Below are 22,255 nucleotides of genomic sequence, written 5' to 3' on the forward strand. Positions count from 1 at the left end.
ACGCCGGGTCACTTATGGGGTTCCGGATTCGCCGGATGCTCGCGACGAGGAGAAGTAGTGACCGTATCCGCCTGGGACCGCCTCGAACCGAAGCTGTCGTACTTCCGCGACCGGGTGCGGTCTCTTGAGTACGAGCCTGCCCGGAAGAACAGCTTCGTCGCCTACACCGTCGAGCGCGATTCGGCGTACGCGGACCAGGACGGTCGGCGCCTGCTGATGATGTCCGGATACAGCTACCTGGGTCTGGCCGGGGACGAGCGCGTCGTCGCGGCGGCCAAGGCCGCCGTCGACCGCTACGGCACCGGCAACCACGGGGTCCGCGCGCTGGCCGGCTCCACGCCGCTGCACGAGGAACTGGAGGCCGAGGTCGCCCAGTTCGCCGGCCGTGAGCAGGCCCTCGTCTTCGGCTCCGGCTATGCGGCGAACGTCGGCACCGTCGGCGCGCTGGTCGGTCCCGGCGACACCGTCTTCATCGACAAGTACGACCATGCCAGCATCGTCGACGGATGCAAGCTCTCCGGCGCCACCGTCGTCCGCTTCCGCCACAACGACGTCGCCCATCTGGAGCGCCGCCTCAACACCGCCCCCGACACCGGCGTCCGCCTGGTCATCGTCGACAGCGTCTACTCGATGGACGGCGACATCGCCCCCCTCCTCGACCTGCGCAAGGTCTGCGACACCCACAACGCGCTGCTGATGGTGGACGAGGCCCACGCGCTCGGCGTCATCGGCGCCACCGGCAAGGGCATCGAGGAGCACTTCGGTCACGAGGCAAAGGTCGATGTCAAGCTCGGCACCCTGTCGAAGGCCGTCCCCTCCATGGGCGGCTGGGTCGCCGGTTCCGCCGAACTCATCCACCACCTCAAGTACGCGGCCCGTCCCTTCCTCTTCTCCGCCGCCCTGGGTCCGGCCCAGGCCGCCGCTGCCCTGGAGTCCTTGCGGATTCTCCAACGCGAGCCGAACCGCGTGGAGTTCATCCAGCGCGAGTCCGCCCGCTTCCGCTCCCTCCTCCACGAGTCCGGCCTGAGCACCATGGAGAGTGAGACCGCTGTCGTCCCGCTGATCGCCGGGTCCGACACCGCCGCCTACGACTTCGCCACTGTCAGCCGCAAGAACGGCGTCATCGGCCTCCCGGTGGTCACCCCGGCCGTCCCCAACGACCTGGCCCGGCTGCGCATCGCCATCACCGCCGCCCACACCACGGCCGACATCGACTTCGCCGCCGAGGCCTTCATCTCGTCGGCCCGCCAGTGCCGGATCATCTGAGCGCCCTCACGACCGTCCCGTACCCGCCTCTTACGCCTCAGGGAGCAGACATGCCTCGATCGCCGAGGGGCAGTTCGGCGCAGCCGTCCGTGGCCATCACCGGCATGGGCGTGGTCACCCCCGGCGGATGCACCCCGGACGAGCTGTGGAACACGCTGCGGGCCGGACGGTCCACCGCCGCCGAGCTCACCCATTTCGACCTTGGCCGCCACCGGGTACGGATCGGCTGCCGGGTCCGTGGCCTGGGCGGACTCGACGGGCTCGTGCCGGCCAAGGACGTACGCCGCATGGACCCCTTCGCCCACTACGGCACGGCCGCGGCTCTCGCCGCGCACCGCGACGCGGGATCGCCCACCGCCGAAGCCGGACGCACCGCCGTCGTCGTCGGCAACGCTGTTGGCGGCCGCGCCACCAGCGACTTGGAGTCCGCCCACTTCAGCGCGGGCGGACCCGCCATGGTCAACCCGCTGATGCCGCTGATGACGATGCCCAACGCGGCCGCCGCCCAGATCGCGATCCGGCTCGGCTGGACCGGTCCCGCCCTGACCGTCGCCAACACCTGTGCCAGCGGCGCCGACGCCGTCGGCCACGCCCTGATGCTGCTCCAGACCGGCCGCACCGATCTCGCCATCGCGGGTGGCTGCGAGCACACCCTCACTCCGGTCACCCTGGCCGGTTTCGGCAACCTCAACGCCGTTTCGCTGCGTAACGACGACCCGGAGCACGCCTCGCGCCCCTTCGACAAGGACCGTGACGGCTTCGTCATGGGCGAGGGCGCCGGTTTCGTCGTCATGGAGCGGCTGGCGGACGCCCGCGCGCGTGGTGCGAGGACGTACGGGCTGGTCGCCGGATACGCGGCCACCGCCGACGCCCACCACCTCTCGAAGCCGCTGACCGATGGTGCGGGAGCCGCGGCTGCCATGACCGGAGCCATCGTCGACGCCGGTCTCGTCCCCGGCGACATCGTGCACGTCAACGCCCACGGCACCTCCACCCCGCTCAACGACCGCTCCGAGGCTGCCGCGCTCGCCAAGGTCTTCGGTGCCTCCCAGCCGCCGGTAACGGCCCCCAAGTCGGTCATCGGCCACCTCATCGGCGCCGCCGGGGCCGTCGAACTCATCGCCACCGTGCAGGCCATGCGCAGCAGCGAGGTACCACCCACCGCCAACCATGAACAGCTGGAGCCAGGAATGGACATCGACGTCGTCCACGGCGCACCCCGCGCCGTGCGCTCGGGACCCGCGATAACGAACTCATTCGGTTTCGGCGGCCACAACTCCTCCCTCGTGGTGACGCCGGCATGACGCTCCTGTCGGCCCCCTCGGCCCCTCCGATCCCCGCACAGGTCCGGACGGTCACCGTCACCGAGCCCGGGATCACCGGGTTCCGCCGCACCGCCCGGCTGGGGCTGCCGGATGCCGCGCCGGGTCAGGCCTGCCCCGTCCACGCCTTCGTCCTCGCCCACACGGTGGCCGAGGAAACCGTCGCCGCGCTGACCGCGGCCGAGCCGGGCCCGGTGTCCGTGGTGCACCTCGGCCAGAGCATCCGCACCGTCCGGCCCGTCCGGGCCTCCGAGCGGGTGACCGTACGGCTGGACGTGCTCGGTGTCCGCAAGCAGCCGCAGGGTGCACGGGTCGAGCTGGGGGTGGAGCTCGTCGGCGAGGACGGCCCGAGCCCCTTCGCGGAACTGGTCATCTCCACCCTGCTGGTGGGCGCGACCCTGCTGGAGCCGTATGGCACCGTCGCGGGCACCCCCGCCGCGCCCGCCGCGGTGGGCAGCGGCGAACCGCAGAGGGCGGCGCACACGCTGACCACCGACTGGATCGGTGCGTACGCTCATGCCTCCGGCGATACGAACCCCCTTCACCTCGACGCGGACGCTGCCCGTTCAGCCGGGTTCGACACCGTCATCGCGCACGGCATGAGCGTCGTCGCCCTCGCGGTGGAGGAGGCCCTGGACCGCTTCGCGGCCGGCGACTCCTCCAGGGTGCGCGGCCTCGGCTGCCGCTTCTCGGCCCCGGTGCCTCCCGGCGTATCGCTGGAGATCGTCTTCCGGCCGGACGCCGGGGCCCACACCGTCCGCTTCACCTGCGAGACGCCGAAGGGCGTGGCCGTGAAGGCGGGCTGGATCGAGTTCGCCGCCCCGTCGGCAGGCGGCCCCCGATGACCGGCCCCGCACCCGGCAGTGCGCAGACACCCAGGGGCTCGGCCGCCGACCCCGCAGGGCTCGGCATCGTCGCGGGTTTCCTCACCCAGGTCAGGACGCGGCCGGACGCCACGGCTCTCGTCCTCGACGCGGCGGAAACCAGCTACCGCGAGCTGTACGAACTCGCCCGGCAGGAAAGCGGGCGGCTCGCCTGCCTGGATCTGGCTCCGGGGGTGCCGGTCGGCGTCCTGGCCGACAAGTCACCCGGCGCCGTGGCACTCGTACTCGCCTGCCTGCTGGTCCGGCGACCGGTGATGCTCCCGTCCCCTGCCCTCGCCGACGCTCTGCTCGCCGACCTCTTCGCGCAGGCCGGCTGCACCCATGTCCTCGCACCCGGCGGGGAGCCTGCCAGGGTCGGGCCCAACGCGGCGGTCGCAGCCAAGCCGCTCCCGGCGGAGGAGGCCGCCGACGTGGCCTTCATGCTCACCACCTCCGGCTCCACCAGCCTGCCGAAGATCGTCCCGCTGAGCACGGACGCCGTGGACCGGTTCACTCAGTGGGCCGGCCCGGCCTTCGGGATCGGCCCTGGCCGTACCGTCCTCAATTACGCCCCCCTCAACTTCGACCTGTGCCTGCTCGACGTCTGGACCAGCCTCGCCCGCGGCGCGAGCGTGGTGCTCGTCGACCCGGCGCTGGCCGCCCACGGCCACCATCTGAGTGAGCTGATCCTTCGCCACCGCGTCCAGGTCGTCCAGGCCGTCCCGATGGCCTTCGGGCTCCTGAGGGAGGCGGCGGACAGGAGCGGTGACCACTTCCTCAGCGTCGAGCACGTGATGTTCACGGGCGACGCCATCCCCGACCGGACCCTCGCCGCCCTGCCCGTCCTGTTTCCCGAGGCCCGGTTCCACAACATCTACGGCTGCACCGAGACCAACGACAGCTTCATCCACGAGGTCGACACGCGGGCCGCCTCCCTGGGGGCCGTACCCATCGGCCGGCCGCTGCCCGGCGTACGGGCCCTCGTTCTCGACCCCGACACCAACACCGTCGTCGAAGGGACAGGAAGCGGGGAACTCTTCGTCTCCACGCCTTTCCAGGCTCTCGGTTATCTCGACCGCGCCCGGCACGCGGGCAAGTTCACCTCCCACCCGCTCGACCTCGACGACCGCCGATGGTTCCGCACCGGCGACCTCGTACGGCGCGACGCCGCCGGCAACCTCCATCTGACCGGTCGTACCGACTTCCAGGTCAAGGTACGGGGAGTCGCCGTCAACACCGCCGAGATCGAGAGGGTCCTGCTTGCACACCCCGGCGTACTGGAGGCGGGCGTCGCCGCCCTGCCCGACCCGATCGCCGGCAAGGCACTCGTCGCCTGCGTCCAGCGCGCCCCCGGTTCCGCCCTGACCGGGCTGGAACTGCGCAAACACTGCGCCCAGCGCCTGCCGAGAGCCGCGGTGCCCCATCGGCTCACCCTCACCGACGCGCCGTTGCCGAAGAGCGCCAACGGAAAGGTCGACCGCAACGCGGTCGCCCCCCTCGCTCAGCTGAGCTCCACCACCACGCCCGTCGCCGCACCTCTCACCGAAGGAACCGCGTCATGAGCAACATCGACACCATCAAGAACTTCGTCGTCACCGAGTTCCTCCCGGGCACCGCGGCCGACGAGCTCTCGGCCGATCACGACCTGCTCAACGACGGGGTCATCGACAGCCTGGGGGTTCTCAAGCTGATCGCCTGGGTCGAGGACCGCTTCGAGATCGCCATCGGCGACACCGACCTGAACCCCGACAACTTCCGCAGTGTCGCGGCGATCGAAGCCTTCATCACCGAATCCCGCCGCACAGCGGACGCGTAGCACCACCCGCCCTTTCATCCCTGACGCATTCCTGCTTCAGCCCTGACGGAGATGAGCGAGAAGGAGCCCGACCGTGCACGACGCCCTCACCGGCCTGCTGGAGCGGCAGGCCCCGGTCGGCCGCGAAACCTGGCGGTCCTGGTGGGACCAGCTCGGCGACGGCAGCCTCGACCGGGCCGAGGCCGTCGCCCTCCTTGCCGCTCTGAGCAGCTTGCTCCCCGACCACCGGACCCTGTCTCACCTGGTGGACTCACTCGCCGAGCGCCGGACGGCGAACACGGTGCCCGCCCGTTGGGAGGGCACCGTCAACATCGTTGGCACCGGGGGCGGGCCCAGGACCTTCAACATCTCCACTGCCTCGGCCTTCGTCGCCGCGGCCACCGGTGTCAAGGTCGTCAAGAGCGGCTCCCGGGCCTACACCAGCCAGCTCGGCTCCGTCGATCTGCTGGAAAGGCTCGGCGTCCGTCTGACCTCCTCCCATGCCCAGACCGAGGACACCCTCGCCACCTACGGGATCGCCTTCGCCGGGCCCTTCGTCTACCCCGCGCAGCTGACACGGCTGGCACGGACCGTCGCCCCGCTGAGCATGAAACCCTTCGGCCGCTTCCTGAACGCCCTGGGCCCCTTCCTCGCGGACCTCCCGGTGACCGCCCAGGTCACTGGCGTCTCGGCGAACGCCCCCCTCGACACCCTGCGTGAACTCGCGGCGGCCACCACCGGCCGCCGGATCTGGCTGACCTCGAACACGAGTGGCGCGGACGAGCTGCTGCCCTTCGTGACCAACACCGTTCACTGCGAAGACTCCCGGACCCTGATCATCCGGCCGGGCGAACTCACCCCGGGCGAAGGCTCCTTCGAGGATCTGCGGCCCGCCGCGGAGCCCGCCGCAGCGGTCGATCACTTCCTGTCCGTCCTCTCCGGTACGGCGGGCGCGGTGGCCACCCGCACGGTCTGCCTGGGTGCGGCCGCCCTGGCCGTGGCCGCCGGCACCCACCCGGACTGGCGCTCCGCGTTCTCGCTGGCCGAGGAAGCGGTCGAGTCCGGCGCCGCCTACGACCTGGCTCGGGCCGCGCAGGCGGTGGCCCGTGCGTGAACCCGCGGCCGTCACAGCGACGACGACCGGGACCGGCACGGCCGGGACGAACGCGCTCCCCTCCGCCGGAGGAGCGTCGGCGCCGGCGCCCTTCTTCGCACACCGCGCCCCCGGCCGGGGCCCGGGACTCGCGGTGTTCCTCAACGCCGGAGACCCGCCGCTGCCGGTCCTGCGGGACCTGGTCCTCATGCTCGACGAAGAGGGGGTGGACTGCCTGGAACTAGCCGTCCCTTTCCCTGATTCGGTCACCGACGGGCCGGCCGTTCGGCGGTCCGCGCGTCGGGCGATGGACCGGGGCGGGGCGGGGCTGGAAGACGTACTCGCCTTCCTCGCAGGCATACGGCCGCAGCTCACGCGAACACGGATCGCGTTGCTCGCCGACTGGAGGTACTCCCTGGGCCACCGGGACCTGGCCGCCGTCACCCGGGACATCGCCACTGCGGGAGCGGATGGTCTGCTCATCCACGCGTTGCCCCCGCGCCTGCGCGAGAGGCACCGGGAGTCCGCCGCGGCCGTCGGGCTCCCGATCGTCACCACCTGCTATGCCAAGAGCTCGCCCGAGGTCCAGGCCGAGGCCGCCGCACACGCCTCCGCCTACCTCTATCTCGTCGCCCACTACGGACGCAGCGGGACCGCGCCCGCCGCCGGCCACGCCGCGCTGGCCCGGACGGTCGGCGGGCTCCGGACGTACACACACTCCCCGATCGCCGTCGGCTTCGGGGTCAGCACGCGGCAGGACGTGGAGGCCGTCGGGGCCAGTGGCGCGGACGCCGCCATCATCGGCTCCGCCGCGGTGTCCGCGGTGGAGCGGGCGCAGGAAGCCGGTCTCGACGTGACCGTGGCCTTCCGCGACTTCGTCCGCTCGGTCCTGCCCGTGCCACCGCGCTGAACCCTGCCCAGTTGCAGTTCCACCATCCATCCGGAACAGGAGAATTCCATGATCATTCGTGACGTCGAGTCGGTGAAGACCGTCGAGTGGGGCAACGGCCTCAGCCGCCGCTTCCTCGTCGCCGAGGACGGCTTGGGCTACTCGGTCACCGACACCACCGTGCGAGCCGGCACCAAGTCCCGTCTGGAGTACGTCAACCATCTGGAGACCTGCTACTGCATCGAAGGCTCCGGCGAGGTCATCGAGCTCGACGGCACCTCGCACGAGATGGTCCCGGGCCGGATGTACGCCCTCGACCAGCACGATGCCCACTACCTCGTCGCCAGTCCGCACGAGGATCTGCGCCTGGTCTGCGTCTTCTCGCCGGCCCTGCGCGGCGACGAGGTCCACAACCTGGACGCGCACACCTCGTCCGCCTACTGAGTACCGCGCCCGAAGCACCGCTCGTCCGAATCGAATCATCAGTCCGATCAAAGGGGTCCGTCGTGCTCCGTTGGAACACCGACCAGGCAGACCTGCGCAAAGGCCTGGAACGGTGGGGGGATGCGCTCAGCGCAGACCACATCGAACTCGACGAGCAGTCCGTCTTCCCGCATGACAAGTGGAAGGTCGTGCGGCAGACCGGCGTCCTCGGACTGCCCTTCGACGAGGTCTACGGAGGCATCGGCCAGTCCCTCCTCACCACCATGTACGTGCTGGAGGGACTGGGCGCGTGCAACCGCGATTCGGGCCTCAGCTTCTCGGTCACCACGTCCATGTGCTCCACCGGAGTCCCGCTCCAGAAGTTCGGTACCGCGGGGCAGAAGGAGCGCTACCTGCCCGGGATCTGCTCGGGCGGGATGATCGGCGCCCATGCCATCACGGAGGCCGAGGGCGGCTCGGATGCCATGGCGATGACCACCAGGGCCGTCCGTGACGGGGACGACTTCGTCCTCAGCGGCAGCAAGGTGTTCGTCAGCAACGGGCCGGTCGCGGATGTGATGGTGGTCTACGCCCGGACCCATCCGGACGGCGGCCCGCTCGGGACGACGGCTTTCCTGGTGGACCGGAACACCCCCGGACTGACCGTGGGCAGCCCGGTCAAGAAGATGGGGTTGCGGACCTCGCCGTTGAGCGAACTGTTCCTCGACGAAGTCCGGGTACACACGAGTGCGGTGCTCGGCCGGACCGGGGGCGGGTTGCTGGTCCTGGACCATGTGATGAAGCGGGAGATTCTGTTCTCCTTCATCGTCAACGTGGGCGAAATGCAGCACCGCCTCGACCGGTGCGTCGACTACGCGAAGACGCGCAGGTCGTTCGGAAAGGCGATCGGTTCGTACCAGGGCATCGCCAACAAGATCGTCGACGCGAAGATCCAGCTGGAGACCGCCCGTAAATGGCTCTATGACACGGGCGAGAAGCTGGAGGCCGGCGAGGACGTCACGATGGACCTCGCCATCGCCAAGCTCATCACGAGCGAGAGCAACCTGGCGACCAGCCTCACCGCCGTACAAGTCTTCGGCGGCCACGGCTACATGTCTGAATACGGCCTGGAACAGGACGTGCGCAGCGCCGTCGGCGGCACCATCTACTCCGGCACCAACGAGATCCAGTACAACCGGATCGCCTCACAGCTGGGGCTCGGCAAGTGACCGCCCAACGCCCGCTGCCCTCGCCCTTGTTGAAGGTCTGCGGGGCCACGACCCCGCAGGACATCGAGGCGGCGGCCACCGGGGCGCACTGCGTGGGACTGTGGCACGGCGTCTCCGGCGGCGCGTCGGAACTGGACCCGGACGAGCTCGCCACCCTCTCCTCGGCCGCCCGTTCGGCCGGCCTGCTGCCGGTCCTGGTCACGTTCCTGGCCGCTCCGGACCGGCTGGCCGACACCGTGCGACGCACTCGTGTCGGCTGGGTGCAGCTGCACGCGTACCAGCCTCCGGCGATGGTGCGAGCCCTGCGCGGGGCACTGCCCGATGAGGTGGGCATCGTCAAAGTCCTGCACATGGAGAAGGGCGGCGGCTGTGTGGAACGCCCGCTGATCGGCGCGTACGAGCGGGCCGGCACCGACCTCTTCCTCCTCGACACCACCACGGAGAACGGCCGGATCGGCAGCACCGGCCGCACCCTCGACCCGGCCCGCGTCAGGGATCTGCTGCCCCTGCTGTCCCGGCCCTTCCTGCTGGCCGGTGGCCTGACCCCGGCCGGCCGCCCCGCGTACGAGGAGACCGTACGCCACCCCGGATTCCGCGGCATCGACGTGGACACGGCGGCGCGTGACCCGTCGACCGGTGGCTTCGGGGCGGCGGAGATCGCAGCCCTGGCTCACGCCTGGTGCACGGACAACACCCGTGTGCCCGACCACCCCCGGATGGAGCCGTCGCGATGACGAAACGGAACCGTACCGAGTTCCCCTTTCTTGAAACCCTCCTGGCCTGCCCGGCACCCGTGGTGATGGAGGTGAAACGGCGCGACGCACACGGCTTCGACCTGCTCGGCGGCAGGACTCCGGCCGCGATCGTCGGGGCGTACGAAACGGCGGGAGCGCCCTGCATCTCGGTGGTGACGGGCCGCTGGTTCGGCGGCTCGCCGGCCCTGCTGCGGGACGTCGCGGCGCTGACCGACCTGCCGCTCCTCCAGAAGGACTTCATCACCAGGAAGGACCATGTCCACACGGCGAAGGAGCTCGGCGCGTCGGCGGTGCTGCTGACGGCAGCCCTGCTGCCCGGGTCAAGCATGCTCACGCTGGTGACGGAGTGCCTCCGGAGCGGCCTCACTCCCTTCGTCGAGATCACGAAGGAGTCCGAGCTCGAACAGATCCGCCATCCCGCCGAGTGTGTGATCGCGGTCAACAACAAGGACATCAAGACTCGTGAGCGCGGCGCCGGTGACCTGGGCCGCTCCCTGGATCTGCTGCCGGCGATCCGTGCCACCGGCACCGCGTGCCCGGTGAGCGCGAGCGGCATCGACGGCCCCGCCGTCGCCGCCGGGCTCCTGGACGCCGGATTCCGCGGGCTGTTGGTGGGCACATCGCTGCTGCGCAGCGGGTCGCCGACGGCGTGGATGGCCGCGGTGGCGGGTGCTCGGGCGGGAGCGGTCCGATGACGACCACACAGGACGGCAGGCCCGTGTACAGGCTGAAGCCGATGGGTGTCCCGCTGTCGGCGATCCTGGCACTGCCGGAGGGCCGGGCAGCCCGGTCCACGATCCTCGCGATCCACGGCCGGGGCATGCGGGCGGCGTACTGGAACTCCTTCATCCCGCTCGCCACCGGCCTCGGGCATGCGGTGCTGGCCGTTGACCGCCCCGGGTACGGCGACTCGGCGCACCTGCTTCCCGAGGGCCAGCCCCTGGCCGACCAGGCCGAAACGCTCCAGGCAGCCCTGAAGGACTACGCCTGCGGACACGACATCGGCGCGGGCGTCTTCCTCCTGGGCCACTCGGACGGCGGCAAGGTGGCCTTCCATGCGGCCGCCGCGGCCGACGGCATACGGCTGCTGGGCCTGGACGTCTCGGGCGTCGGCTACCAGTACCGTCCACAGGCCCTGCGCCTGCCGTCCACCCTCAGCGGCGGGGCCATCGGGCTCAACTGGGGCCCTCTGCGCCTCTACCCGCACGGCACCTTCCGGGACAGCCGCGCCCTGCTGTCTCCGACCCCGCCGCGCGAGTCGGCCGAGACGGTCCACTGGCCCGCCCAGTACGAGGCCCTCGCGCCGAACGTGCGTGTCCCGGTCCGGCTCACCTTCGCGGAGCACGAGGCGTGGTGGCGCCTGGACGAGCCCACACTGGCGTCGATGGCCGCCCTTCTGGCCTCGTCCCCGCGGGTGACCGTCGAGCACCTCCCCGCTGCGGGCCACAACATCAGCCTCGGCCACACGGCCACCGCCTACCACCTACGCGTCCTGACCTTCTTCGAGGACTGCCTCCTGGCCGCGCGCTCCTGACGCGCGGCGCGCCCTCGGCGGCGGGGTCGTGGCGGCATTGCGGGGCATGGCCGTGAGGTGACCGCGGCCGGGCGACCCATGCCACCTCCCCGGCGGGCGCGTGGGCCGGCACGAGTCGGTCGTACGCGTGCCGGCGTACGCCCACGAGGCGGATCGCCGAGGTCTCGCAGGACCGGTACAACGCAGAACGAGGACGGCCCGGACGGACGCCCGGCGGTACGCGGGGCCTCGGGTGCCGAACCCGTGGCGGGCCGAGGGCGGTCAGGTGATGGACACGCCGCTGTCGATGCTGACGACCTGGCCCGTCATGCAGTCCTGGTCCAGGAAGAGCCCGAGGCTGCGGGCTACTTCTTCGACCGTGACGAAGCGGGGGACAGGAGCCTTGCCCTCCATCCCCTCGATGACGCGATCCGGGAGGGTCCGCGTCATTCCCGTGATCATGAAGCCGGGCGACAGCGCGTTCACCGTCACCCCCCGTCGGCCGCACTCCGCCGCGAGGGTGCGCGTGAGGCCGATCAGACCTGCCTTGGACGCCGAGTACGCCGTCTGGCCGGCCGTCGCGATGATGCCTGACGGGGAGACGATGTTGATCACCCGGCCCCACCGCTGCCGCAGCATGTACGGCACGGAGACCCGCGCGGTGTGGAAGGATCCGATCAGATTGGTCTGGATCACCTGCGCCCAGTCCGCCGGGTTCTGCATCGCCATCAGACTGTCCTTGCGGATGGCTCCGTTGTTCACAAGGACGTCCACCGGCCCGAGCTCGGTGGAGATTCGCTCGTAGAAGGCCCGGGTGGCCTCCCATGAGCCGATGTCACCCGTCACCAGGACGGACCGGTTCGTCAACTTCTCCTGAACGGCCTCGGCAGCCTCCCTTGAGCTGTTGTAGTGGACCGCGACCCGGCAGCCCAGCGCGTCCAGCTGGAGTGCCAGCGCCTGTCCCAGTCCGCCCGAGGCGCCGGTCACGAGCGCGACGGGGTGCTCCGGACGCTGACCCGTATCGTTCTTGCTCATGCTGGGGTGCCGCCCCATTCCATCAGGATCGAACCCCACGTCATGCCGGCCCCGAAGCCCGCCAGCAAGACCTTGTCTCCCTGCTTGATCCGACCCGCTTCGAGGGCTTCCGTCAGCGCGATCGGAATCGACGCCGAGGCGGTGTTGCCGTATTTCTCCAGGTTGGTGACCAAGGACTCCTGCCGCAGCCCGGTGTGCGCCAGGATCGAGTTGATGATCCGGATGTTGGCCTGGTGCGGAACGACGTGGTCGACGTCCGCCGCGTCCACCTTGGCGCCCTCCAGCGTCTCGCGGACCGTGCGGACGGTGTAGCGGACGGCGTTGAGGTAGATCTCGTTGCCGTTGATCTGCGCGTAGTGGAGGCCCGCGGCCACCGTCTCCGCGGTGGTGGGCATCCGGCTGCCACCGGCGAGCACCTTGAGCGAGCCGGCGCAGGAGCCGTCCGCGCCCAGGTTCCACGCCTTGACCCGGTTTTCCGCGGCCGGCTTGAGGACGACCGCACCCGCGCCGTCCCCGACGAGGATGGACAGATCCCGGTCGGCAGGGTTGGCCGTCAGGGTGTGAGTGTCGGATCCGATCAGCAGGATCGGGCGGGGGTCGATGGCGATCAGCGCCATCGCGGACACCAGCCCGTAGACGAAGCCCGCGCATTCGGAGTTGATGTCGTGCGCGCTCCCCGAGATGCCCAGTTCATGGTGGACAAACGCGGACGTCGCCGGAGACGGTTGCTCGGGAGTGGCGGTCGCAACCATGAGGTGGGCGATGTCAGCGCCGGTCAGGCCGGCCTTCTCCAGGGCGTGTCGGCCGGCCTCGGCGGCCAGGGACGCTGTGGTCTGCCCCGGACCGACTGCCCGGCGTTCGCGGATGCCACAGCGGCTGACGACCCAGTGCTCGTCGACGCCGAAACGCTGGGCGAGTTCGGCGCTGGTGACGATACGTTCGGGTACCGCCATGCCCCATCCGGTGATGTCAAAGCCGGTCACGTCAGCCTCGCTACGCCTGAGCCGGGACGAGCAGGACGATCTTCGCGTACACGTCACGCAAGGTGGTCGAGTCGTCGAGGTCGGCGAAGATCGACTCGTCGGCCGGAATGTGCGGGTACTGGGTCTGGAAGCCGTACAGCCACTCCATCAGGTCCAGCGAGTCGACGTCCGTGATGTGCTGGATCGGGGCGTCGGGGCTCACCTCAGCTGCACCCGAGACGGCTTCGAGCTGGCTCGCCAGTTCTTCGATGGTGGGCAGCGACATGGGTCGGTCCTCTCGACAGTGCGTACGCGATTTCGGGAGTGATGAAATCGCCGCCCCCGCAAGGAAGACGCAAGACGCAGACGTCGCCGTCCAGGCCGCCGCCCGTCCTCCGGAGAGCCGCACGGCCGGCACGGGGGAGAGCGGCGAAGGAGCACGGACCCGGATCAGGAATTCACCCTCCGTCTTGCGCACGCCTTGCGGCGCATCCGGTTCTCTCAGACGCGAGTTCGGAAGTACGACCCGGCGGACAGTCAGAAGCGAGGATCAGGATGACAACGGTCGCCCCCAAGTCGGTAGACCCCGAGGTCGATGCGATCAGGCACCACTACGAGGTCAGCAACGATTTCTACCGGCTCCTGCTGGGCCCCACGATGATGTACTCCGGCGGTTACTGGGAACCCGACGAGGACTTGGTCGCCACCCTCGACGAGGCACAGGAACGCAAGCTCGACAAGTTCGCCGAACTCGCGAACGTGGCGTCCGGCGGCGTCAAGCGCGTTCTGGACATCGGCTGCGGCTGGGGCACCATGCTCAACCGCCTGACCACCGTGCACGGCGCGGAGCAGGCCGTCGGCCTGACCCTGTCCCGCACCCAGGAGGCCTTCATCTCGGGCCTCGGCAATCCGCGGGTCACCACGCTGGTCCAGAGCTGGGCGGACTACAAGGTCGCGGATGACAGCGAGAAGTACGACGCCGCGTTCTGCATCAACGCTCTGGAGCACTTCGTCTCCTCCGATCTACCGGCGAAGGAGCGCACGAAGCGTTACCGCTTCTTCTTCCAGCAGGTCGCGAACGCCCTGAACCCCGGGGCGAAGTTCGTGCTGCACACCATGACCGCCGAGGCGCTGCCGATGAACCGCACCCTCCTCGACGATCTGAAGTTCCTCCAGCGCTCCGAGTTCGAGGGCTGCCACATCCCGCACCTGAGCGAGCTGAGCGCCGCTGCCGAGGGCCACTTCGAGATCGACGAGATCGTCAACGAGCGCGAGTCCTTCGCGATGGCCTGCCGCGCCTGGCTCGTCCTGCTGGCCGAACGCCGGGACGAGGCCGTCGCCCTGGAGGGCGAGGAGGTCGTAGCCCGCTTCGAGCGCTACCTCGACATCTTCGCGTACACGCTTGAGGACAAGTTCTTCAACAACTTCCGCGTCACCATCACCCGCCGCTGAGGAGGCCTACATGACGAGCATTCCCGAGCCGGCCAAGGACGGCGGGGCAAGTGGGGACACCGGGACGGTTTCCGGCGGGCACGGCCCGACCCGGCATCTGCGGGTGGCGGTGATCGGCACCGGCTTCTCGGGCCTGGGCACCGCCATCCGGCTGCTGCAGTCGGGCATGGACGACTTTCTGGTGTTCGAGCGCGCCGATGAGGTCGGCGGGACATGGCGCGACAACAGTTATCCGGGCTGCGCATGCGACGTCATGTCTCACCTCTACTCGTTCTCGTTCGCCCAGAACCCGCACTGGAAATCCACCTTCGGCAAACGCGACGAGCTGTACGCGTACCTGTGCGAGACGGCCGACCGCTTCGGTGTGCGCCCGCACATCCGCTTCGGGCACGATCTCCTGGCCGCTCGTTGGGACGACGGCGAGCGCCACTGGAAGATCGAGACCTCGCAGGGCGACTACACCGCACAGGTCCTGGTCACCGGTACCGGCTATCTCAGTGAGGCGGCCGTACCGGACATCAAGGGTTTGGCGGATTTCGACGGAAAGATCTTCCACTCCTCGAACTGGGACCATGCCCATGATCTCGCCGGGCGCCGGGTCGCCGTCATCGGTACGGGCGCCTCTGCCATCCAGTTCGTTCCGAAGATCCAGCCAGAGGTCGGGCACCTCGACGTCTACCAGCGCACACCTCCTTGGGTCGGGCCGAAGAACGACAAGGCCACCAGCCCTCTCCAGGCCAAGCTGCTCAGCTCGGTGCCCGGCTATCAGAACTTCAGGCGGAACTTCAACATGTGGGGCCGGGAGGTCCTGGCCTTCGTGATGGCCCGACCGAAGGTCGCGGCGAAGATGCAGAAGATGGCGAGCGACCATCTGAAGAAGTCGGTTCCGGACGAGGCGTTGCGTGCCAAGCTCACGCCCGACTACATCATGGCGTGCAAGCGGCTGCTCTTCTCCAACACCTGGTACCCGGCGCTCCAGCAACCCAATGTGGAGCTGGTCACCGACGGGATCGAGGAGGTCCGCGCCAAGTCCATCGTCGGCAAGGACGGGATCGAGCGCGAGGTCGACACCATCATCCTCGGCACCGGATTCCAGGCCACCGACCGACCGGTGGCGCGCCGGATCTGGGGGCGGGGCGGCGTGCAGCTGCGCGAGGCGTGGAAGGACGGCATGAGCGCACACCGCGGCACCACGATCGCCGGCTTCCCCAACCTCTTCATGCTGCTCGGCCCGAACACGACGTTGGGGCACTCCTCGCAGGTCGTGATGATCGAGGCGCAGATCGCCTACGTCCTCGACGCGCTGAAGCGGATCGAGAAGCGCGGGCTGGCCAGCGTCGAGGTCCGGCAGGAGGCGCAGGACGCCTACAACAAGGCGCTCGACTCCAGGCTCGACGGCACCGTGTGGAACGCGGGCAACTGCAAGAGCTGGTACCTGGATGCGAACGGCCGCAATCCGTCCATCTGGCCGACGTACACCTGGCGCTTCCGCAGCCAGACCAAGCGCTTCGACCTCAGCGAGTACCAGCTCGCCTCACAGGTGCGCACCAGCAAGGCCCGTATCTCACCCGCAGCAAGCCGTGCCGACCGAGAGGCGGGCGTATGAGCACCGTCCCCAGAATCCCCGCCGGGGACCCCGAGGGCGCCGTCGCGCCCTCGCGGCGCCGGTTCCTCGGCGGCATGGCCGCCGCGGCTGTCGTGGTCGGCTGGAACACAGTCGACCGGACATGGGCGACGGCCGCCGAGGCCGTCGGCAACGCCGACGTCGTCCGGGTGCCGAAACTGAGCGGCACGCTGGAGACGGCGCCGGCCACGGTCGAGGCCTTCGGCAAGGACTTCGGCCATCTGTGGGACGCCGCGTGCAACAGGCCGTGGGCCGTGCTGCGGCCGGGCGGGATCGACGACATTGTCGCGATCGTCAAATACGCGCAGGCCAACGGCATCAAGGTCGCGGTCAACGGACAGGGCGGTACAGGCACCGACATCGAGTCGCACTCCGTGTACGGCCAGGCCCGGGTCCCCGGTGGCATCGCCATCGACGCCAAGGGCATGTCGAAGATCCTCTCGGTCGGCGGCGACCACGCCGTGGTCGAGGCCGGTGTGACGTGGGGCCAGCTGACCGACGCCGCCCTGGCGCTGGGCAAGACCCCGCCCGCGCTGACGGACTACCTGCACCTCTCGGTCGGCGGCACCATCAGCGTCGGCGGTATAGGCGGCACCGTGCAGAGGTACGGCCTGCTGTGCGACACCGTGCAGTCCATCGACATCGTCACGGGCGACGGAAAGCTGGTCACGGCCAGCCCGTCGGTGCGGTCGGAACTGTTCAACGCGGCGCTGGCGGGTGGCGGCCAGGTCGGCATCATCGTCCGGGCAACCGTCACCCTGATCCCGGCGCCGGCGCGGGTGGTCGTCTTCAGCCTCTTCTACAACGACGTGGAGACCTATCTCGCGGACGCCGAGATGGTGACGAAGGACGGCCGGTTCGAGATCCAGGCCGGCGAGATGCTCCAGAAGCCGGACGGTTCGGGCTGGCGCTACCGGATGGAGGCCGGTGCCGCCTACGACACGACTCCGCCGAACCGCGACGCGCTGCTGGCGGGCCTGAGGGACGTGCGGACCGACGCGGTCATCGAGGATCAGACGTACCGGGCGTACGCGTTCCGGATCGACGCGGCCGAGGCGTATCTGAAGCAGGCGGGCTACTGGCCCGGGCCCAAGCCCTGGCTGAGCCTGTTCCTGCCGGCATCGAAGGTGAAGACCTTCATGAAGCAGGTCGAGCAGCAGCTGACCGCGGCCTCGCTGGGGGGCGGATACCTGCTCGTCTACCCGTACGTCACCTCGAAGATCAGGCGGCCGCTGGCGGTACAGCCGAACGAGCCGGTCGCCTACCTCTTCGACCTGCTGCGCTTCCCCGACCCGGGCGAGCCGAACATACAGGGCATGCTCGACCAGAACCGCCGCCTTTACGACACCGCGGTTGCCTTGGGCGCCAAGCGCTACCTCGTTGGCGCGATACCGAATATGACCCAGGCCGACTGGAAGGCCCACTTCGGCGACCGCTGGACGGGCTTCCGCGCAGCCAAGGCGAAGTACGACCCCAAGAACCTGTTCACTCCCGGCCAGGGCTTCTTCGCCTGACCGCGGCCCGGGTGCGGCCCGGGTGCGGCCCGACCGGACGTGAAGTCCCGGCGGAGGCTGCCCCGCGCTCCGCCCTGTTCCGTATCCACTGGAGGCTTCGGCATGACGACGTACGACCTGATCGACGAGGCGACGATCGACGCCCCGGCAGACACCGTCTGGTCGGCGCTCGTCGCCGAGTTCCGCGGTGCGAGGAAGTGGTGGGTCCCCGCCAACACGTTCACCACCCTCTCCGGCGCCCCGGACGCCGTGGGCGGCAGGGTCGGTGTGACCGTGCACACCAAGGGTGTCGACAAGGGCGGGCCGAAGCTGCGGTTCACCGCGCGCACCATCGCCGTGGAGCCGGGCCGCCGTCTCAAGGTCGAGTACGTGGAGGGTGTCTTCCGGGGCACCAGCACCTTCTCTCTCGATCCCCTCGCAGACGGCCGTACCCGGATCTCCATGCACTTCGACGGCAGCCCGCACGGCTGGCTCAAGCTGCTGGCCAAGGTCGCGGACCTGGGCGCGGAGCACTCCAAGGGCACCCTCGCCGCGTTCGTGTCGCTGGACCGGCAGCTGTCGGCGGTGCCGCGGTGACGATGGCCCGGGACCTCACGCGTGAGCTGACGGTCCGTACGGACGACGGCGCCGCACTCGCGGTCACCGTCCTCGCCCCGCTGGCGGGCGCGCCTTCGGACGTAGACGTGGTGCTGGTGCACGGGTGGGCGCATGCACGCCGGGTGTGGGGCACGGTCGCGGACCGTCTGATCCGGGCAGGCCACCGCGTGGTGCTGTACGACCAGCGCGGTCACGGCGCCTCCACCCTGGGCCGTACGCCGGTCTCGGTGGAGCGTCTGGGCGCCGACCTGGCAGCCGTGCTGGCCGAGACGAGCGCGCGCGAGGCGGTGCTCGTGGGCCACTCGGGCGGCGGGTTCTCCGCTCTGTCGTACGCCTCCGCGTCGCCGGCGGCGAGCCGGCTGCGCGGGCTGGTGCTGCTGGGCACGGCGGCGCACGGCCAGGACACCCCGGACAGCGAGGTGAAGATGATGGGCAGTGCCCTGTTCACCAGGGCACTCCACCAGCCGTGGCTCGGGCGGAAACTGCTCGGCTCCACCATGGGCAAGGACGTGGATCCCGGCGTGCAGGACGTGAACCGCCAACTGTTCGCCGCGACGGCCCCCCAGGTCCGGTCGGACTTCTTCCGGTGCACCCGCGGCTGGGACGTGCGTGCGGCGCTGTCATCCGTCACGGTCCCGGCGGTCGTCCTGCACGGTGAGGCCGACAAGGTGATCGACCCGGCCTTGGCGGAGACGCTCGCGAGCGTCCTACCCGGAGCCCGCTTCGCACGGGTCCCGGGCGCGGGCCACATGCTGCCGCTGGAACGCCCGCTGCTCGCGGTCTCGGCGGTTGCCGAACTCGCCTCGCGGTGAGGTGACCGGCCGTGATCGAGGAACTCCTGCCCCCGGGCGTCATGGCGTCGGAAGCCTTCGACGACGCGGCTCCCGCTCCGCTCTTTCCGGCCGAGGCGGCCCTGATGAACGGCCGCCGGGCACGCCGGCGGGCCCAGTTCGCGACGGCCCGCGCCTGTGCCCGCCGCTGTCTTGCGGAACTCGGCCACCCGCCGGCCCCGCTGCTGCCGGGCGCGGGCGGCGCCCCCAGGTGGCCGTCGGGCGTGGTCGGCAGCATCACCCACTGCGAGGGGTACCGCGCCGCGGTGGCCGCGCCGGCCACCGCGGCGGCGGCTCTCGGCATCGACGCGGAACCGGCCGCCCCGCTTCCCACGGGTGTACTCGACCTGATCGCCTCCCCGGCAGAACTCGCCCACCTGGACGCCCTCGCGCGGGCCGATCCCTCCCTGCCCTGGGACCGTGTCTTCTTCTCCGCGAAGGAGGCCACGTACAAGGCCTGGTACCCGGCAACCGGCATCCGGCTCGGTTTCCGCGATGCCACCCTGTTCCTGTCCCCCACGGGCACCTTCGCGGCCACCCTCCGTCCTCCGGTCGCCCCGCCCGTGAGCCCGGTGTACGAGGGCCGCTGGCTGCGTTCCGACCGTCTGGTCCTGACGGCGGTCTCACGCGGAGAACGGCGCTGCTCCGCAGGTGTGCCGCCCGCACCCCGCGAGGCATGACGCACCGCACCGCCCGGCCACGCGACAGGAGGGCGAGCCAGGCGGGGACGGGCTGGTCAGGGCTTCTCGGCAGGGCGGGTTCGTGCTCGCCGGGCCCGTACGCCCAGCGTCACCGCCGTCACGGCGACCAGAGCCGTCAGCAGCGCCCAGTCCGGTACCGCTTCGCCGACCCCCCTCGCCCACTCCTCCAGCGCGTACGAGTCGTCCACGTCCAGCAGGCCGGGCAGCGCCGTCGTGCCGTCGTACGCCAGGAACAGAGCGCCGAGGGCGATGAAGAACAGGCCCGACAGAAGGGACGTGGTGTGGAGTTGGAGGCGGCCGAGCTTCAGGACCCGGCCGCGCAGCCATTTGCGGCCGCCCAGTTCGAAGCGCTCCCACAGCAGGGCCAACAGGAACAGCGGGACCGCCATGCCCAGGGCGTACACCGCGAGCAGGAGGCCGCCGTAGACCGGGCTGCCGCCCATCGCCGCCACCATCAGGACGCTGCCCAGGATCGGGCCGGCGCAGAACCCGGCCAGTCCGTAGACCGCACCCAGCGCGTAAACGGACACCGCGGTGGTCGGGCGGATCTTCCCGGACAGCTCCGTCATGCGGCGGCTCGCGAAGCCCATGCCCACGATCTGCGCGACGCCGAGCGCGATGATCAGCCAGCCCCCGAAGAGGACCAACTGGTCGCGGTGGCCGTAGAAGAGGCGGCCCGCGTACGAGCCCGCCGCACCCAGCGGCACCAGGGTGGTGGCCAGGCCCGCGTAGAAGATTCCCGTGCGGGCGAGCAGCTTGGTGCGGCTGGAGATCGAGTACGCGAAGAACGCGGGCAGGAGCAGCGCGCTGCACGGGCTGAACAGGGCGAGCAGACCGCCCAGGAACGCGGCGAGGTAACCGATGTTCGGGGTCACTTCTTCGCCGCCGCCTCGATGACCCGCGCGAACTCGTCCATCGGCTGGGCGCCCGCGATGGGCGTGCCGTTGATGAGGAAGGAGGGAGTGGAGCTGGCGCCGAGCGCGTACGCCTCGTTCTGGTCCTTGGTCACCGCCGCCTTCGCCGCGTCGCTGTCCAGGTCCGTCTCGAAGCGCGCCGCGTCCGGCACGCCGGCCTCCTTGGCCAGCTCCTTGAGGCGGTCGCCGCCGAACCCCTTCTCCTTGGCGCCCTGCGCGTACGCCGCCGCGTGGAACTGCCAGAACTTCCCCTGCTGCCCGGCCGCCCACGCCCCGCGCGCGGCCGCCTCCGACTCGGCGCCGAAGATCGGGAAGTTGCGCCACTCGATGCGCAGGGTGCCGTTGTCGACGTACTTCTTCACCAGCTCCGGCTCGGTGTCGCGGGCGAACTTCCCGCAGTACGAACACTTGAAGTCGGCGTACTCGATCATCACGACGGGCGCGTCGGTGCGGCCCTGCGCGAGCGGGTCCTTCGCCTCGCGGCGGGCCAGCTTCATCAGTTCGGGGTGAGCGCCCGACCCGGCCGGATCGGAGGCGGAGGAGGGCGCGGAGGGCTCGGAGGCGGAGGCCGCCGAGTCGTTGGCGGTGGGCTTCGGGTCGGGGGTGCTCGCCTGGTAGGAGGCGATACCGAGGACGGCGACGGCGGCCACCACGGCCGCCCCGATGAGGAACGGCTTGCGGGACTTGGCCGGTGCGGCGGGCCTGGACGACTGGGACGTGTTCTTGGGCATGCGGGACTCCGGGTGCGTACGCCTACGTACACCCTGGCGGGCGTGCGTGAGGAAAGTGCGAAGGGAAACGCAGGGGAAAGGGGACGGAAGGCCGCGGGAGGGCGGACCGGCCGTCTAGACCCTGAGCACCGAGAGTTCGACGGGAGTGGGCGCGCTGAGCGTGGGCCCGCGCAGCGGCGGGTTGCGGTAGGCCGCGTACAGCGCGCCGAGCGATGCGGGCGCGGCACGGTCCTCCAGGACCGGGGCCTGGTCGTGCGCGGTGCGGACGCGGACCGGCGCGGCGGGGTCGGAGTCCTGCTGCTTGCCGCCCTGCCGGCAGCCGGGCACGCCCGAGCCGTCCGCGAAGGCGGGCGCCGGCACCTTCGTCGCGGGCGCGACGGCGGCAGGCGAGGCAGATCCGGCAGGCGCGGCTGGGGCTTCCGTGGCCGACCCAGCAAACGCAGCCGGGACATCCACGGCCGACCCAGCAAACGCAGCCGGGACATCCACGGCCGACCCAGCAGACGCAACCAGGACATCCGTGGCCGACCCGGCAGACGCGGCCAGGGCTTGCGCGGCCGGAGTCGCCGCGGCCGGCGGGATCGGCGCGACCGATGCCGCTGTCACCGGCGCCGCCGACGCCGTCGTGACCGCTCCGCACAGCGCCACCGCCAGCACCCCGAGCACCAGCAGCAGCGCCGCGGTGAGGCGGCGGCGCGGGGCTCGGGAGCGGGGCATGCCCGAAATGGTACGGGGTGGGCCCCGGAT

24 protein-coding genes are annotated in these 22,255 nt (G+C 70.5%); 18 read left to right on the top strand and 6 right to left on the bottom strand.

The genetic code is table 11. From position 1 onward, the window contains the following. Positions 1-57 precede the first annotated feature (57 nt). From CG740_RS37515 to CG740_RS37570, 12 genes are all read left to right on the top strand, one after another. Positions 58-1,266: an aminotransferase class I/II-fold pyridoxal phosphate-dependent enzyme gene (locus CG740_RS37515; protein ID WP_100579799.1), complete on the top strand. Its 1,209-nt coding sequence runs from the start codon at positions 58-60 to the stop codon at positions 1,264-1,266. A gap of 50 nt (positions 1,267-1,316) precedes the next feature. Further along, positions 1,317-2,570 (top strand): beta-ketoacyl-[acyl-carrier-protein] synthase family protein, encoded by a 1,254-nt coding sequence (locus CG740_RS37520; protein WP_100579800.1) that lies wholly within the window; start codon positions 1,317-1,319, stop codon positions 2,568-2,570. Next, positions 2,567-3,433 (top strand): MaoC family dehydratase, encoded by an 867-nt coding sequence (locus CG740_RS37525; RefSeq protein ID WP_100579801.1) that lies wholly within the window; start codon positions 2,567-2,569, stop codon positions 3,431-3,433. Before CG740_RS37520 ends, CG740_RS37525 begins: the two co-directional genes overlap by 4 nt. Next, positions 3,430-5,013 carry an AMP-binding protein gene (locus tag CG740_RS37530; protein ID WP_100579802.1) on the top strand — a complete coding sequence of 528 codons (1,584 nt, stop codon included), beginning with the start codon at positions 3,430-3,432 and terminating at the stop codon, positions 5,011-5,013. The genes CG740_RS37525 and CG740_RS37530 overlap by 4 nt, the downstream gene beginning before the upstream one ends. Continuing rightward, complete coding sequence (locus CG740_RS37535; protein WP_100579803.1) at positions 5,010-5,267, top strand: acyl carrier protein; 258 nt, start codon at positions 5,010-5,012, stop codon at positions 5,265-5,267. The genes CG740_RS37530 and CG740_RS37535 overlap by 4 nt, the downstream gene beginning before the upstream one ends. Positions 5,268-5,340: 73 nt before the next feature. After that, positions 5,341-6,360 (top strand): anthranilate phosphoribosyltransferase, encoded by a 1,020-nt coding sequence (locus CG740_RS37540; protein WP_100579804.1) that lies wholly within the window; start codon positions 5,341-5,343, stop codon positions 6,358-6,360. Further along, the gene (gene trpA / locus CG740_RS37545) at positions 6,353-7,249 is read left to right on the top strand and encodes a tryptophan synthase subunit alpha (protein WP_100579805.1); all 897 of its coding nucleotides are present in this window, start codon (positions 6,353-6,355) and stop codon (positions 7,247-7,249) included. Before CG740_RS37540 ends, trpA begins: the two co-directional genes overlap by 8 nt. Before the next feature lie 48 nt (positions 7,250-7,297). Then, complete coding sequence (locus CG740_RS37550) at positions 7,298-7,672, top strand: ectoine synthase (RefSeq protein WP_100579806.1); 375 nt, start codon at positions 7,298-7,300, stop codon at positions 7,670-7,672. Positions 7,673-7,734: 62 nt separating this feature from the next. After that, on the top strand, positions 7,735-8,880 hold the full coding sequence (locus CG740_RS37555; protein ID WP_100579807.1) for an acyl-CoA dehydrogenase family protein: 1,146 nt from the start codon (positions 7,735-7,737) through the stop codon (positions 8,878-8,880). Beyond that, the gene (locus CG740_RS37560) at positions 8,877-9,614 is read left to right on the top strand and encodes a phosphoribosylanthranilate isomerase (protein ID WP_234376725.1); all 738 of its coding nucleotides are present in this window, start codon (positions 8,877-8,879) and stop codon (positions 9,612-9,614) included. Before CG740_RS37555 ends, CG740_RS37560 begins: the two co-directional genes overlap by 4 nt. Further along, entirely contained in the window at positions 9,611-10,330 is a 720-nt protein-coding gene (locus tag CG740_RS37565) for an indole-3-glycerol phosphate synthase (RefSeq protein WP_100579808.1), read from the top strand. Before CG740_RS37560 ends, CG740_RS37565 begins: the two co-directional genes overlap by 4 nt. Continuing rightward, positions 10,327-11,169, top strand: coding sequence for an alpha/beta hydrolase (locus CG740_RS37570; protein WP_100579809.1), 843 nt, complete (start codon positions 10,327-10,329; stop codon positions 11,167-11,169). Before CG740_RS37565 ends, CG740_RS37570 begins: the two co-directional genes overlap by 4 nt. 261 nt (positions 11,170-11,430) lie before the next feature. Here CG740_RS37570 and CG740_RS37575 read toward each other — a convergent pair whose 3' ends face one another. From CG740_RS37575 to CG740_RS37585, 3 genes are read right to left on the bottom strand one after another with little or no spacing between them, the layout of a single operon-like run. Then, positions 11,431-12,183, bottom strand: coding sequence for an SDR family NAD(P)-dependent oxidoreductase (locus CG740_RS37575; RefSeq protein WP_100579810.1), 753 nt, complete (start codon positions 12,181-12,183; stop codon positions 11,431-11,433). Then, positions 12,180-13,166: a 3-oxoacyl-ACP synthase III family protein gene (locus tag CG740_RS37580; RefSeq protein ID WP_100579811.1), complete on the bottom strand. Its 987-nt coding sequence runs from the start codon at positions 13,164-13,166 to the stop codon at positions 12,180-12,182. Before CG740_RS37580 ends, CG740_RS37575 begins: the two co-directional genes overlap by 4 nt. 10 nt (positions 13,167-13,176) lie before the next feature. Further along, positions 13,177-13,431 carry a hypothetical protein gene (locus CG740_RS37585; protein WP_100579812.1) on the bottom strand — a complete coding sequence of 85 codons (255 nt, stop codon included), beginning with the start codon at positions 13,429-13,431 and terminating at the stop codon, positions 13,177-13,179. 269 nt (positions 13,432-13,700) lie between these two features. Here CG740_RS37585 and CG740_RS37590 point away from each other — a divergent pair, with 269 nt between their 5' ends. The 6 genes from CG740_RS37590 (at position 13,701) to CG740_RS37605 (ending at position 19,842) form a co-directional block, all read left to right on the top strand. Then, positions 13,701-14,597, top strand: coding sequence for a class I SAM-dependent methyltransferase (locus CG740_RS37590; RefSeq protein WP_100579813.1), 897 nt, complete (start codon positions 13,701-13,703; stop codon positions 14,595-14,597). A gap of 10 nt (positions 14,598-14,607) precedes the next feature. Next, positions 14,608-16,203, top strand: a complete 1,596-nt coding sequence (locus tag CG740_RS37595) for a flavin-containing monooxygenase (RefSeq protein WP_100579814.1) — start codon at positions 14,608-14,610, stop codon at positions 16,201-16,203. Further along, entirely contained in the window at positions 16,200-17,735 is a 1,536-nt protein-coding gene (locus CG740_RS40100; RefSeq protein ID WP_159030540.1) for an FAD-binding protein, read from the top strand. The genes CG740_RS37595 and CG740_RS40100 overlap by 4 nt, the downstream gene beginning before the upstream one ends. Before the next feature lie 102 nt (positions 17,736-17,837). Further along, complete coding sequence (locus tag CG740_RS40105) at positions 17,838-18,311, top strand: SRPBCC family protein (RefSeq protein WP_234376726.1); 474 nt, start codon at positions 17,838-17,840, stop codon at positions 18,309-18,311. 2 nt (positions 18,312-18,313) lie between these two features. Next, a complete protein-coding gene (locus CG740_RS40110; RefSeq protein WP_159030542.1) occupies positions 18,314-19,144 on the top strand; it encodes an alpha/beta fold hydrolase in 831 nt (276 codons plus the stop codon). An 11-nt stretch (positions 19,145-19,155) separates the two neighbouring features. Further along, positions 19,156-19,842: a 4'-phosphopantetheinyl transferase family protein gene (locus tag CG740_RS37605; protein ID WP_100579815.1), complete on the top strand. Its 687-nt coding sequence runs from the start codon at positions 19,156-19,158 to the stop codon at positions 19,840-19,842. A 56-nt stretch (positions 19,843-19,898) separates the two neighbouring features. On the opposite strand, the gene CG740_RS37610 is transcribed toward CG740_RS37605, so the two are convergent. The 3 genes from CG740_RS37610 to CG740_RS41375 all read right to left on the bottom strand — a co-directional run bounded on the left by CG740_RS37610 (position 19,899) and on the right by CG740_RS41375 (position 22,225). Beyond that, entirely contained in the window at positions 19,899-20,738 is an 840-nt protein-coding gene (locus CG740_RS37610; RefSeq protein ID WP_100579816.1) for a cytochrome c biogenesis CcdA family protein, read from the bottom strand. Further along, positions 20,735-21,508 (bottom strand): DsbA family protein, encoded by a 774-nt coding sequence (locus tag CG740_RS37615; protein WP_100579817.1) that lies wholly within the window; start codon positions 21,506-21,508, stop codon positions 20,735-20,737. Before CG740_RS37615 ends, CG740_RS37610 begins: the two co-directional genes overlap by 4 nt. Before the next feature lie 114 nt (positions 21,509-21,622). Then, complete coding sequence (locus CG740_RS41375; RefSeq protein WP_234376727.1) at positions 21,623-22,225, bottom strand: hypothetical protein; 603 nt, start codon at positions 22,223-22,225, stop codon at positions 21,623-21,625. Between the last annotated feature and the right edge of the window lie 30 nt (positions 22,226-22,255).

The sequence above is a fragment of the Streptomyces sp. CB01201 genome (assembly GCF_002803085.1).
Taxonomy (GTDB): Bacteria; Actinomycetota; Actinomycetes; order Streptomycetales; family Streptomycetaceae; genus Streptomyces; species Streptomyces hundungensis.